The organism is Rhodococcoides sp. S146-33, assembly GCF_059489205.1.
The window spans coordinates 184,816-197,948 of the sequence record NZ_JCAJWY010000002.1; the positions used below are offsets into that span (position 1 = coordinate 184,816).

The 13,133-nt window shown below is 61.9% G+C and carries 12 protein-coding genes; 1 reads left to right on the plus strand and 11 read right to left on the minus strand.

Annotated features, from left to right (window positions below):
* Positions 1-157: 157 nt before the first annotated feature.
* Together AC5WEY_RS09495 and AC5WEY_RS09500 are read right to left on the minus strand one after the other, a co-directional pair.
* Positions 158-2,347 (minus strand): ATP-binding protein, encoded by a 2,190-nt coding sequence (locus AC5WEY_RS09495; protein WP_495645709.1) that lies wholly within the window; start codon positions 2,345-2,347, stop codon positions 158-160.
* Positions 2,266-3,588: an AfsR/SARP family transcriptional regulator gene (locus tag AC5WEY_RS09500; protein ID WP_495645710.1), complete on the minus strand. Its 1,323-nt coding sequence runs from the start codon at positions 3,586-3,588 to the stop codon at positions 2,266-2,268. The genes AC5WEY_RS09495 and AC5WEY_RS09500 overlap by 82 nt, the downstream gene beginning before the upstream one ends.
* 102 nt (positions 3,589-3,690) lie before the next feature.
* On the opposite strand from AC5WEY_RS09500, the gene AC5WEY_RS09505 reads away from it, so the two are divergent.
* Positions 3,691-4,239, plus strand: coding sequence for a hypothetical protein (locus tag AC5WEY_RS09505; protein WP_495645711.1), 549 nt, complete (start codon positions 3,691-3,693; stop codon positions 4,237-4,239).
* Between the two features lie 107 nt (positions 4,240-4,346).
* Here the strand turns inward: AC5WEY_RS09505 and AC5WEY_RS09510 are convergent, their stop codons facing one another.
* The 9 genes from AC5WEY_RS09510 to AC5WEY_RS09550 form a co-directional block, all read right to left on the minus strand.
* Positions 4,347-5,039, minus strand: coding sequence for a GntR family transcriptional regulator (locus tag AC5WEY_RS09510; RefSeq protein ID WP_495645712.1), 693 nt, complete (start codon positions 5,037-5,039; stop codon positions 4,347-4,349).
* A 146-nt stretch (positions 5,040-5,185) separates the two neighbouring features.
* Positions 5,186-5,965 (minus strand): ATP-binding cassette domain-containing protein, encoded by a 780-nt coding sequence (locus AC5WEY_RS09515; RefSeq protein ID WP_495645713.1) that lies wholly within the window; start codon positions 5,963-5,965, stop codon positions 5,186-5,188.
* Positions 5,962-7,167: a sugar ABC transporter permease gene (locus AC5WEY_RS09520; protein ID WP_495645714.1), complete on the minus strand. Its 1,206-nt coding sequence runs from the start codon at positions 7,165-7,167 to the stop codon at positions 5,962-5,964. The genes AC5WEY_RS09515 and AC5WEY_RS09520 overlap by 4 nt, the downstream gene beginning before the upstream one ends.
* Positions 7,168-7,169: 2 nt before the next feature.
* The gene (locus tag AC5WEY_RS09525; RefSeq protein WP_495645715.1) at positions 7,170-8,282 is read right to left on the minus strand and encodes a sugar ABC transporter substrate-binding protein; all 1,113 of its coding nucleotides are present in this window, start codon (positions 8,280-8,282) and stop codon (positions 7,170-7,172) included.
* Between the two features lie 162 nt (positions 8,283-8,444).
* Positions 8,445-8,921, minus strand: coding sequence for a hypothetical protein (locus AC5WEY_RS09530; RefSeq protein ID WP_495645716.1), 477 nt, complete (start codon positions 8,919-8,921; stop codon positions 8,445-8,447).
* Positions 8,918-10,558 carry a GMC family oxidoreductase gene (locus AC5WEY_RS09535; RefSeq protein ID WP_495645717.1) on the minus strand — a complete coding sequence of 547 codons (1,641 nt, stop codon included), beginning with the start codon at positions 10,556-10,558 and terminating at the stop codon, positions 8,918-8,920. Before AC5WEY_RS09535 ends, AC5WEY_RS09530 begins: the two co-directional genes overlap by 4 nt.
* A 465-nt stretch (positions 10,559-11,023) precedes the next feature.
* Entirely contained in the window at positions 11,024-11,431 is a 408-nt protein-coding gene (locus AC5WEY_RS09540; protein WP_495645718.1) for a GlcG/HbpS family heme-binding protein, read from the minus strand.
* A 37-nt stretch (positions 11,432-11,468) separates the two neighbouring features.
* Positions 11,469-12,233 (minus strand): SDR family NAD(P)-dependent oxidoreductase, encoded by a 765-nt coding sequence (locus AC5WEY_RS09545; RefSeq protein ID WP_495645719.1) that lies wholly within the window; start codon positions 12,231-12,233, stop codon positions 11,469-11,471.
* 86 nt (positions 12,234-12,319) lie between these two features.
* A complete protein-coding gene (locus AC5WEY_RS09550) occupies positions 12,320-13,099 on the minus strand; it encodes an SDR family oxidoreductase (RefSeq protein ID WP_495645720.1) in 780 nt (259 codons plus the stop codon).
* Between the last annotated feature and the right edge of the window lie 34 nt (positions 13,100-13,133).

The window sequence follows — 13,133 nt, forward strand, 5'->3', positions numbered from 1 at the left end:
AGCCCGGCGACACTGTCGCCGGGCTTGTGCAGCTATCCCCGTCGGTCGGCCCCCGGCCCGTGGCGAATGCGCAACGACCGTTGTCGCGAGTGTGATACTACCGTTTGTGTAGTAGTTGGTGCTGCCGCGGCGGGTGGGCCAGCGGGGGACACGTCCACTAACTGTGTAAGAGCCCCGTAGCGCGCAACCGTCGCAGCACCGCAGTCGCGCCGAGTCGCTCGGCGCGGTCACGCACCGCGTCGACCTCCGCAGCGTCGACGCATCCGGTCGCGGCCCGAATTCGCAGCGCGAGCGCGTCGGTCTCGACCGACCACGCGGCGAATCCCCGTTGCGCATGAATCGTCCGCGCCGCGTCGAGGTGACGGTGCGCGCAGGCGTCGTCTCCGAGAGCCCACGCCAACGAGGCGAGATGGTGGTGCACGACGCCGTACAGGCTGGCCCAGGTGAGCACCACACAGTCTTCGTGGTCGAGCAGGATTCGATAGACGAACTCGCACAGCCACTTCAGCATCAGCTCGGATGCTGCCCGGGCGATCAACACCATGGTGGACAACCACATCGGGTCGATGGGGATCGCATCCAGGCGCTCCGGCGTGTACCACTCGATCAGTTCGGTCGCCTCGGCATGCCTACCCACGTCCATCAGGGCGACAGCGAGCGCGGGCCGCAATACAGGGTTGTCGTGCGCGTGTGCACGCATTGTTTCGGCCTGACGCACGATCTCGCCCATGTCGCCGCGCAGTGTCCGCAGAGCGGTGAGCGCCGGCAGCAAACGTCCGTAATAGCCTGTGTCAGTAGGAGACGGCGGTACTGCTCGTATTCCGTCCAACGCCGCCTCGCACGCGATCAGATCGCCCGCCGCGAGCGACACGCCCAGTCGTCCGTAGTCGATGAGCCAGCGAAGTTCGGGGTCGCCGTCGACGTGCGCGTCGGTGATGGCGTCGAGACATCTCATGGCACCGTCGAGATTTCCTGCTTCGAGTCGCGCCCGCGAGAGCCACACCGCCACTGTTGCGTCGTGCATGACGGATGGGTGCGAGTCGACGAGTTCGTCGAGGTCTGCAAGTGCGGTCGCGACGAGGTGGGCGCAATGGGGAACGCGTAAACCGATGAGTGCGGCAACGTTGACCGACGCCAACAGCGTTGTGTCACCAACGCTTCGGGCAATGTCGGAAGCGTGAACGATCGTGCGGGCACGCTCGCTGTAGTCCGCTCCCCAGGCCTGCTCGATGACGCGCTGTATGGCGAGGACGGCGTACTCGCGTGACACCGTCCGACCCTCGGCCTCCAACTCGGCGCACATGGCGTCGATGACGGCGACTCGCTCGGCGTCGGGTGCGTACCGCTGTACGAATTCCACCCCACGCCGAGTGCTTGCTGCGATCGCGTCGTGCTGCAGGGTTCGATCGCCGAGTTGACGCGCCATCGTGAGTGCATCCATCGCAGTACTGCGGGCGCTCGGGTCCCGCATGGCTCGCTGGGACAGCCCGAGCCCGATGGACATGGAACACCGGGTGGCGGCATCTTCGACGGGCGTCCAATCGAGTGCTCGACGGTAGTGCTGACAGGCATCTTCGTAGGCACCGATCGCATAGGCGTTCTCGGCGGCTCGGTGTGCGTACGAACCCGCACGCACACGATCGTCGACGCGACCCCGGCCGAAATGAAACGCGAGCCGCGCAGCGTCTTGTCTGTCTCGAGTCGTGCGCTCCAACGCACGTCCGATGTTGGAATGGAGCGCAGTGCGAGCGCCGGGACCGATGTCCGTGTACACGACGTTGCGAACGATAGGGTGCCGCACCTCGAAGAGATCTCCGTCGTCGGCAGGCGCGATCAGTTTGGCGCGAACAAGTTCGTCGAGCGCGTCCTCGAAGCGATCGTTCGTGAGCTCACCGCTTGCGCCGCGCAGCACGACAAGCGGTATCGACATTCCTGCAACTACGCACGCATGCAATAGCACTCGGGCATCCGCGCCCAGACGATGCTCGGATCGACGGACGAAACCCACGATGGTGGAGGGATATTCGGAGCGCTCAGCTGGGCCGTCGGTGCGGCCGGCCGCAAGAATGGACGTCACGAACAGGGGATGACCGCGCGTCGTGCTCAACAGTTGCACCGGATCGAGGTTCGACTCGTGGGCCGTGACGAGCTCGCGAAGGTGTCTCAGCTCGAAGTCGCGCAACTCAAGTCGGCGGGTTTGTCCCAGCCGCGTGGCCGTGTCCAGCGTCGCGCTCAGTTCCACACCCTCGAGCGATTCGGTTCGGGCTACGACGACGAAACAGATCGAGGCCGTCGTACATACCTGAAAGAGGTAGCGCAGCATGAGTGCGACGCCGGTGACGCCCACTGCTGGTCGTCGACGACCAGCATCGTCGTCGTATTCCTGGCAGCACCGGTGAGCCAGCGCCGAACGGCGTTCATCGTCGACACACGATCGTTGCTCGACGCGTCGGACTCGACATCGATGTGGGCGAATAGCTGAGCGCTTCCCGGCAGCAGCCTGAGAACGTCGTTGCCGTGGGCGTCGACCCAATCACGCAGCTGCGCGGAGTCGACGTCGTCGAGCTGCCCTTCGATTGCGTCGACGAAGGGCTCGAACGGCACGACGGCATCCTCGCTGCATCGACCGAAGGTCACCGTGACTCCGGTGGCGCGTGCCCGTCGCATCGCTTCACGGATCAGCGTCGTCTTTCCACTCCCGGCGTCGCCGGTCACGACCACGCAGTGGCTACCTCCGGGCGCGGTCGAGTTCACTGTCCGCGCGATCACATCGAGTTCGCTGTCTCGGCCCACGATCAGCGGGGTGGCGGTCCCGGCGAGTTCTGTTGTCGCCCAGTCGTTCTGGAGGGCGTCGGCGAACAGTTGTTCGGTCTCGGGCGAAGGATCGACACCGAGGTGCTCGGTGAGTGCCTTCCGGCAACGAGCGGCGACCTCCAGCGCTTGCGCGCGGTCGCCCAACGCGATGTGGCCGCGCATGGCTCGCCGGTATGCGCGTTCGACCAAGGGATCGATGGAGATGATGGCCTCGGCGCAGGAGATGGATCGCTCGAAGGAGCCGTCTTCGGCCGATGCTTGCGCGTCGATGTCGAGAGCCGCAACGAGAAGCGATACGCGCTCGGCCTGCAGTTCCTCCGCCCATGCTCCGACAACTCCGCGCAGGAGTGGGTCCGACAGCGCACGGTGGGCGTCGTGCGCTCGATCTGCCCTGACCCGCGCAGGCAGACCGCCGCCGGAGCGTCGGCAGAATTCGCGGATCACTTCGATGTCAACGTGCACCCAATCGGGTAGTGCGAGCTGAAGAAGGCCACCGCGCGATCGCAGACTGTCACCGGGAATGCCCGCCGCGTTCAAGGCCTCCCGCACCTTCGTCAAGACACTTCGGGCCGCGGCATTCCACGACTTCGGGCGACCGTGTGGCCAGATGATCGAGGCCAGTTCTTCTGCGGAGACATCCCGGTGCCGATGCACCGTCAAGTAGGCGAGTGCTTCTACGCAGCGCGGCCCGCCGATGGTTCGCGGGTCGACCACGCTGGTGCCGCGGACCGTCGGTGTGCCGAGCAGTTCGATACAGGCACTGTGCGCGGTCACAAATGAAATGTAAGCACAGCGTGTCGGCATTGGGTTGCAAAACAATTGCACTGCGGAACTAACGTCCGGTTCATCCCTCTGATCCGCAACGAAAGGCCGTATATGTCCGCCGTTCAGTACCGCAAGGCCTCCATCGCACTCGCCACCTTCGCCGTTGCCGCCGGTGCAGCGCTAGTGCTCCCGGGTACCGCCTCTGCCGTGACACAGACAGATCAGTACACAATCGTGGCAACAACGGGTGGCTACCAGCCCACCGACTTCGTGCTGGTGGAAGGTACACCGGTGACCGTGACGGCCGAGGGATCCGCAACGACGTCGACCATGGGGACTGCTGCGTACTACGGCCCCAACGGATCGGTCGACACCTGCACCGTCGATTGCCAGGATCCTGCGGGTAAGTACGGGGCCCTGTACGCCAGGATCGGCAACGGCGACCCGATTCTGATCGGAGAGGGGCCGGTCGTCCTCAACGGCGCAGGTCCGCTGTCGTTCGCGTTCAACGACGGTAGCGAAAGCTTCGGCGACAACGCCGGCTCCTACATCGCCACCGTCACCTACGACGACGGCATCACTCCAGTGGATCCTGATCCCGGCTGCTTCGGGTCGGCCTGCTTCGACTTCATGGACTTCTTCGGGTCTTCCGCGGCCTGATTCCCGGTAGTTCTCTGCGATCACCCGCATTCCAGTCAGGAATGCGGGTGATCGTCCGTTGAGCGCAATATGTCCGCCGGGGCAATTCTTCCCGCCGTGTTCACGACTTATTCGGCGTCGACGCCAGACGTGGCATCCGAGTACCCGCCGAGAACGATCGTCATCACGTGGTTGATGTGATGATATGTTCGCCGCGCTGCGGTCTCGCCGTCTCTCTCGTTCAGCGCTGCGCTGATGGCCAGATGCTCTTGTGCACACAGAATCGAATCACCGGTGGTCTGCACGTCACGCGCCCGCAGCGCCCGCGTCAACGTAGCGGCGTCCGAAACGGCCGAGAGTAACAATGGATTCTTGGTAGATCGCGCGATCAGCGTGTGAAACTGTAGATCGCACGATCGAAATCCGTCCGCATCGTGAGCCTCGGCGTGTGCCACCGACCCCTTTGCTGCGGATTCGATGTCCTCGAGGTCTTTTTCCGAGGCTCGTTCACCGGACAGCAGCGCAGCTGATCTTTCGAGTCCCGCCCTCAATTCGTAGGCATATCGGATGAGCTGTGGAGAGGGGCTGACGACCCGCATTCCACGGTCCGCCGGTACGACCAGCCCGATATGCCGCAAGCGGAGGAGTGCTTCTCGGACAGGGGTTTTGCTGACATTGAGCGCTGACGCAAGTGATGCCTCACTGATAGCAGCCCCAGGGCGAAGTGATTTGTCGATGATGGCGTTCTGGATGGTATCGACAACCATCGCAGTCAGGTTGGCAGGCCGTGCTGCGATCGGTTGGAGCATCTCTGTCGACATATCGGTCACCTTACCGTATCTCGTATCTGACGATACGGCCAGAATTGTTGTTTCAGTAGCTTTCGGCCACCCGACGCGGCACTTGTCGCCGCTGTGCCCGACCGGGGGTGGAAACGCGTTCAGCCGCCACCCCCGGACGAGCTCGGTCAGATCGACGCGGCGTTTGCTTTCGACACAGCGACTTTGGGGGAGTGGCCGGCCATCAGGTGCAGCACTTCTTCTTCGGAGGAAGTGGCTGCGTCCACAACGGCCACGGTTTCGCCGTGGCGGACAATATAGATACGAGATGCCGTGGACAACATATCCGAGAGTCGGTGACTGACCAGCATGATCGCGGTTCCCTCGTCCGGCAACCTACGAATCAAGTCCAGAAGTGGTTGACCTGCCTGCACCGACAACGCGGCGGTGGGCTCGTCCATGATGATGAGCTTGGGCTTGAATGCAGTGGCTCGGCAGATCGCGACCATCTGTTTCTGCCCACCCGACAGGGTGCTCACCGGGTCCAGCATCGACGTCAGTTCGACTCCGAGGCGTTCGAGAAGTTCGTGTGCACCTTGCCGCATCTTCGAATGCTGCAATCTCTTGATGCCTGCAACATTCGAGGTCAGTTCACGCCCGAGATAGATGTTTTCGTAGACGTTCATGTTTTCGCACAGGGCAAGATCTTGATAAACAACTTCGACACCGTCGCGACGGGCCCGCTCCGGCGTGATGACGCCTCGCTCGTTGCCGCAGAAGCGAAGTGTTCCGCCGGTGGGGTTGTCCGCACCGCCGATGATTTTCATCAAAGTCGACTTACCGGCACCGTTGTCGCCGGCGAAACCCACGATTTCCCGATCACCGATGGTGAATGTCGCGCTCCGTAGCGCCTGCACTGCTCCGTAGGTGCGACTGACGTCGACGGCCTCGATCACTGGTGAGGTCATAGCTTGTTCTCCTTACGGGTACGACGGTCGGTCGCGACCGCAACGACGAGCAGCACGCCGGTGGCGACTTGCTGCCAAAACGTGTTCACTCCAGCAAGACTCAATCCGTTGGCAATACTCGCCATCAGGAGCGCGCCGAGCGCTGTGCCGAGAAGACGCCCGCGGCCGCCGAAAAGGCTGGTGCCGCCGATCACTGCAGCACTGATGCACGCAAGTTCCTGCAACTCTGCGGTGGACGGTGCGCCGGCGTCGAGTCGCGCGACCTGGATGATCGCGCCGATCGCCGTCATGAGCCCTGCCAGGACGAACAAGATGATCAGTACACGAGTGATCTTGATACCGGATCGACGTGCTGATTCCGGGTTGCCGCCGATGGCGTAGATGTAGCGGCCGAACCGTGTTTGGTTCGTCAGGTAACTCGCCCCGAGGAAAACAACTGCAAGGATGAGTGCGGGGAAGGGCAGTCCACGGTACGTCCCGAACGCCCACGCTGCGATTGCGCCTGCAACCACGATCAGGGCCAGCGTGACCATCTGCGACGGGCGGACGGTGCCGGCAGCTTTCTCCCCTCGAATCTCGTTGAGCTTGAACAGAACCGCAGCGATCGTGGCAGCCACGATGACAACGACGCTCATGACCGGCGGGACGTTTCCGTTACCGATCTCGACCAAGGTCGGATCGAGTCCCGCCACGGTGTTGCCATCCGAGGTCAGGTATGCCCCGCCACGTAGATACGAGAATGCGGCAAGGGTTGCGATGAAGGCAGGGATGCCGACGAACGTCACCAACAATCCGTTCACGAGCCCCGCGGCGAGTCCGACCACAACCGCGACAATGAGAGTCACCCACACAGACCATCCCTGGGTCACCTGTAGTTCAGCGACGATGACAGCAATCAATGCGATCAATGCGCCGCTGGAGAGGTCGATCTGGCGTGCAATCAGCAACCACGTCACCCCGACTGCGACGATGGCGGTGACACTCACCTGTACGGCCAGATTGCTGAGGTTCCTCGGCGTGATGAAAACTTGGCCCGTCAAGAAGTGGAAGACGACCCATACCAGCGCGATGATGCCGACCAGAACCAGTGAGCGGCGCACGGCGGATTCTGCTTCACGGGAGTACGGCAGGATCTTTCGGGGATCCTTGCGTTCTGCACTGTCTCCCGGCCCCGCTGGGGGGCTGAGTGTTTCTGCGGTCACGATCATTCTCCGTTCGAGGTCTGCGCGGCTGCCAGAAGCTCTTTGGCACCTGCAGGCAGTTGGTTGTCGGGGATGCCACCGAAAATTTGTTGTACGTCGACGTATTGCGGTGAGTACTCGCGCACGTAGTCGACCAGGTTGTCTCGCGTGATTGCTCGGCTGCTCGTGGGGAACCATGGGACCGTTCCGCCACCGGGGATGGGATAAGAATCTGGGGTCTGGATAGTTTCGCCGCGTGCAAGACGTGCACACAGATCGCCGGCTGTGCGACCCATTTCGTCGTAGGGAGTGAAGGTCGACATCGCCTGCTCTCCGAGAACGATCGCCCTGCACGCTTCACTGGTGGCATCGAGTCCGGAAACAAAAACTTTCCCGGCTATCTGCTGCGAACGAAGGGCATTGATTGCGCCGCCGGCCATTCCGTCGTTGTTCGACAGAACTGCCTGAAGATTGTTTCCAGTCCTGGTGAGGGCGTCTTCGACTTGCTTGCGGGCCAGTTCGGGGTCCCAACCCTTGTTGAACTGTTGGTTGATGACGGTCACGTCCCCGCGTGCAATCGCTGGATTCAAAGCTTCGTAGTATCCGCTTGTCATCTCCTCCGCGACTTGATCGCCGGCTTGGCCGGAGCAGATCACGACGTTTCCGCGCAGACCTCCGAGGAAGTCCTGCGCGGCGAGTACGTGGTCGCGGCCGACTTGGACGTTGTCACGGGACACGAATCCCGCGAGGTCCGGGCTGGGAATGAAGTTGTTGTACGCGACGACCGGAACACCGTCCTGTCTGCACTGTTCCACGAGGTTCACCCCAGCGCCGCCGGAGACTGCGGCGATGGCCATGGCACCCGGCTCCTGGCCGAGCAGATTGATGACGTCGTTGAGTTGTCGATCCACTTTCGAGTCGGCTTGCTGGCTCGCGGTCTGAAATCCTGCGCGGGCAGCAGCATCGCTGAAAGAGGGGAGGTCGAGGTGGATATATCTCGGCACGGTGTAGGTCGCCAACGCGAAGGCAACTTTGTTTCCGCTGGTGGCTTTGGGAGCACATCCTGTTATTGCCGATGTCGCCACCACCGCGAGCCCTGCTGCCGCGGTGATTCCGAAGAATTTGCGTCTGTTCACCGTCTGTGATGCCCCACCCGGGGCGAAATGACGAGCTTTGTCCATTGTGGTTGCCCTCACGGCGTCGAATGCGAGATTGCGCTGCAACAGCGCGCTTCACACGGTTGGTTGACAGCCTCCGCGATGACGGAGTTCGGATCGATGTGCACGAGTGACCTCCGACTACATGTCGGTTGGTGTGGGACGGTAGATCTCTCCGCGTTCGACCACCTCGCTGAGAATGTCGATATACGTATCGGTGTCATCGGAAACGGGTCTGGCCTCTTGCCCCGGATAGCCGATTGAAGCCCGCACCGAGGGTTCCAGGAAGTACGCCCCCTTGAGCAACTGCCCGAAGCCGGTGAACGCATCTTCGTTTTTCTCAGCGAAAGTATCTACAGCGCTGACGATTTCGCTGGTCTCTGCATTTTCCGGAACAGCCTCGAGGACTGCGATGAGGAATGGAAGCAGGTCGGGGCGGGCGGCAAGCGCGCGGTCGATCAGACGATTCTGAGTATTGACTGCGGTCGCGCTCGGCATGATCGCGTCACCCGGTATGAGAATGTCTGCCAACAGCCCGAGCCGTCGTCGTTGGTTGTCGTTCAGGGGCGCAGGTGCGACGGCCGGAGGAACAGCACCGATGTCGAGTGACGTGATCATACGGGGACTTTCTGATCGATTCGGGAGCTGATCAAGTTCTCGACGGAACGCAGTGCCAGCGCCATGATGGTGTTCGTCGGGTTTGCCCCCGTCGACGTGACGAACGTCGATCCGTCCATGACGTAGAGGTTGGGTACGTCGTGGGATCGACCGAAGGGGTCGACCACGCTGTCGTCGGCGCTCGTGCCCATTCGGGCCGTGCCGAGCAGGTGCCATCCGCAGTCGCGCATCAAAGATGTTGTCACGGTGCGGGTTGCGCCGGCTGCAATATGTGCCTCGCGCATCCGCTCGATGTGGAAGTCGAGGAGTGCACGCGTGTTCGCGGAGGTTGTGTAGGTGATCTTCGGCGCTGCGAGCCCGTCGGAGTCCCGAAGGACGGAGTCGAGGGTCACCCGATTGGCTTCGTCGGGGAGATCCTCTGCGACAACACCCCATTCGAAGGAATGACCGACCAGTTCGGCATTGTTGTGGAAGTTTTCACCCCACGCCGCCGTGCCGACTTTGCCGCCGTAACCCGACCGGTGCCCCTGCGGACCTCCCGTCGGCATCGTGTGCCATTTTCCGCCGCGGACAAATCCACGGGAGGGGTCGGTCTCGTAGAACTCCATCGAAATGATCGCCTGTCCTGCGGGTCCGAGCCAACTTTCGAGCTGGTCCTCGTAGTAGCCATCGACCGCTGCGTACGGATGAATCATCAACCGCTTGCCGACCAACCCGGTGCTGTTGCTCAGCCCGTTCGGGAAACGCTTGGACTGGGACATGAGCAGCAGCCGCGGTGTGCCGACGCCGTTTGCCGCCACGATCACTACGGATGCTCTCTGCCGGTGCTCTCGGCCATCGCGGTCGATGTATATCGCGCCGGTTGCCAAGCCTGCATCGTCGACTTCGATTTCTCTCACTCGGGCTCCGGTGACCAGGTGTGTGTCGGTCTTCTCCAGGATGCTCGGCCAGTGGGTCAGGTCGACAGAGGCTTTCGCACCTTCGGGACACCCGGTCTGGCAAGTGCCTCGGCGAACGCATTGCTCGCGCCCCCGGTACGGGCGTGATGCGATTGCATTCGTTCCCGGCCACCAGTGCCAGCCGAGCTTGTTCATTCCCTGTGCGGCTGTGAGTCCGACCTTGCCGATGGGCAAGGGGGGCAACGGGTATTCGACTCCGTCCGGGTACGCGGGATCACCTGCGATGCCGGAGATACCCATGTCTCTGTCGATACGGTTGTAGTAGGGAGCCAGATCCTCGTAGGTGAGGGGCCAGTCGTCGCCGACACCGTCCAGGGTCTTGGTTCTGAAATCCGACGGCATCGAGCGAGTCCAGTGCCCCCCGTAGAGAATGGTGCTGCCACCCACTCCGCTGTACATGAGTGGATTCACATCGGACTCGGAAACATCGATCGGGTAGTCACCGGCACTCCGACGAACGTTGGGGTTCGGATGCCAGGTCTTCTGCGCGTGCAACTCCCACTCGTCCGAGGCTCCGTAGAATTCACTGCGTGGAGTCCATCCGCCCTGTTCCAGACAGACGACGGTAAATCCTTGGGCGCTGAGTTCCCGTACGGCTACGGCACCTGATGCGCCGGCACCGATCACCAGGACGTCTGCAACGTCCGGAAGCTCTCTCTGTTGAGGAGTAAATCGCATTGGTCACCTTCGCGAGATTCGGTCAGGACAGGCGATCGTGGCCGACGGTGTGATCCGGCTCTCGATCTCCTAATACGATATACGGTATGTCGTGCAGATGTACACGCTGCAGTGAAAATTTCTTGTAAACCGATACGGTGGCCAGTCGTAACAATCATGTGTGGTCGACGTGGACGATGCTGCGTAATAACCTACGGCGCAGTCGGATTGAAGGATTCTCGCGCACTGCATCGGTCGGGTTGATGCCGGACGGGCGACCGGTTTCGGAAATATATGGATGAGCGGTGGTCTATCGAAGACCGGTGTCGAGATATATGAATCCCGGCCGGCTGGATTGTCAGTTCCACAAGGCCGCACATCAGCTGTGCGGGGATTGCACAATGCCTGGTCCACGCTTGGGGCGTGAACCAGGCATAGTCGGCGAACAGGACCGTGGGAACGGTCATTACGTGGATTAGGTCGGGGTCAAGAATTCTCGGCAAGAATCCGTGCGCCCGCCGCGGCGATCGCGGTATCCGCTTCGAGCGACCCACCCGAGACTCCGACGGCACCGATCACCGGTGTGCCGAGGGGGAGCCCGCCGGGAAGGCTGATGAGGGGCCTCGGCATGTGTGCCGTGTCGAGAGTGTGGAGTGGTCCGCCCGGTCGAATGTCTTCGGCGATGGCGTCGGAGGGCTCTCGCAGCACCATCGCGGTATATGCCTTGCTTATCGCCAGGTCCAGGCTGACCAGGTTGGCATCCTCGTGACGAGTGAGCGCCAGAAGGTGGGCTCCGGCATCGACGACAGCGATGGTGACACGCGCACCGAGCTGTTCTGCGTGTGCTCGAGCAGCGGCGAGCACCTGGTCTGCGTGTTCTTGAGTGAGTGTCATGGTTTCCTTGTTCTCGAGGGGCGTCGGAAGGTGGTACTCAGCTCGCGCCACCGGACACCACGATCGCCTGACCGGTCATGTACGACGAGGCGTCGGAAGCCAGGAACAGCGCTGACTGGGCTATTTCGGCGGGCGTGGACTGCCGTGCCATGGGCACCGACTGCTCGATCAGCTCTTGCTGCTTGGCTGCACCGCCCATGAAATCGATAGCTGGTTGATTGAACGGTGTGTCGACCCATCCCGGGCACAGGGCATTGACGCGAATGTTGTCTTTCGCCAGCTCGTTGGACAGCGACTTGGTGAACGAGTTGATTGCACCCTTCGATGCGGCATAACCGCTCTGGCCGGGGCCTCCGTTGATGGCCGCCAGAGAGGAGACGTTGACGATGGCTCCGCCTCCACGACGGCGGAGCGTTTCGACCCCGAACTTCGCTGTCAGGTAACACGATTTGGGATTGACGTTCATCATCAGGTCCCAATCACTGTCGTTGTAGGTCTCGATTGGTCCCGACCGTTGGACGCCGGCCACATTGACGATGATGTCGAACCCGGCGAACTCGGCGATTGCACTCGAGATCAGTTTTTCTACCTGCGGCGCGGCCGAGACGTCGGTGGGAAGGGCAAGAACGCGGGTGTTGTACGCAGCTCGAATCGACGTCGCCGCAGCCTCCAACTCGGTGGCATTCGTATCCGCGAGAACCAGTTCGGCTCCCTCCGCTGCGAACAGTTCGGCGGTAGCGCGTCCGATACCGGTGGCAGATCCCGTGATCACGGCAACCTTGCCGGCCAATTGTCCACTCATGTGTGCTGCTCCTGTTGAGTTCGGTGACTTGTCTCGTTGAAGAACGTAAGGTGTGTCTCGATCGAACCCGTACCTCGGCATGCGGGTCAGACGTTGGCGACCAGTCCGCCGTCGACTCGAATCACTGATCCTGTTATGTACGAGGCATTTTCGCTGGCCAGAAATGCGACCGTGTCGGCGTATTCCTGAGGGTTTCCATAACGCCCCACAGGGATGGAAGCTGCGCTGGTGGCGGCTACTTCGTCTACCGAGCGGCCTTCGCGTTTTGCCTTCGCTTCGTCGAGGAAAACGATCCGTTTGGTACCGATACGGCCGGGCACGATGACGTTGGACGTGACGCCGTGCTGACCGACCTCGTTGGACAGCGTTTTGGACCATCCGACAAGACTCGAGCGAAGTGCGTTGGAGATGCCCAGGTTGGCGATGGGCGCGAGGACGCCCGACGAAGTGCTGGTGATGATTCGACCCCAGCCTCGTTCTTTCATTCCCGGTACGACTCGATCGCTGATGGCGATGACCGAGAGCACCATCGACTGGAATTGTCCGGACCAGACGTCGAGGCCTTGGCCGCTGATCGGCGTGGGAGGCGGGCCGCCGGTGATATTGACGAGAATATCGATGGGGCCCAGTTCCTTCTCCACGGCCGCGATGTTCGCGTCGATGGCTCCGAGATCGGCGAGATCCCAGTTGAGACTGATCGATCGGCTGCTGTCGATTTCGGCCATTGCAGATTTGAGCGCATCATCGTTGATGTCCGAGATCGCGACGGCCGCCCCCTCTGCTGCGAGTGTCTTGGCGATGACTCGTCCGAGTCCACCGCCGCCTCCGAGTACGAGGGCGACCTTGTCGCCTAGTCCCAGTTCCATTTTTCCTCCGATGTGGCTGTTGCTTGGTGGTCTT

Coding starts and splice junctions, on each gene's coding strand:
- AC5WEY_RS09540 (WP_495645718.1), bottom strand. CDS start 11,431: ATGACACTCACTCAAGAACACGCAGACCAGGTGCTCGCCGCTGCTCGA.
- AC5WEY_RS09535 (WP_495645717.1), bottom strand. CDS start 10,558: ATGCGATTTACTCCTCAACAGAGAGAGCTTCCGGACGTTGCAGACGTC.
- AC5WEY_RS09515 (WP_495645713.1), bottom strand. CDS start 5,965: ATGACCTCACCAGTGATCGAGGCCGTCGACGTCAGTCGCACCTACGGA.
- AC5WEY_RS09550 (WP_495645720.1), bottom strand. CDS start 13,099: ATGGAACTGGGACTAGGCGACAAGGTCGCCCTCGTACTCGGAGGCGGC.
- AC5WEY_RS09505 (WP_495645711.1), top strand. CDS start 3,691: ATGTCCGCCGTTCAGTACCGCAAGGCCTCCATCGCACTCGCCACCTTC.
- AC5WEY_RS09530 (WP_495645716.1), bottom strand. CDS start 8,921: ATGATCACGTCACTCGACATCGGTGCTGTTCCTCCGGCCGTCGCACCT.
- AC5WEY_RS09510 (WP_495645712.1), bottom strand. CDS start 5,039: ATGTCGACAGAGATGCTCCAACCGATCGCAGCACGGCCTGCCAACCTG.
- AC5WEY_RS09545 (WP_495645719.1), bottom strand. CDS start 12,233: ATGAGTGGACAATTGGCCGGCAAGGTTGCCGTGATCACGGGATCTGCC.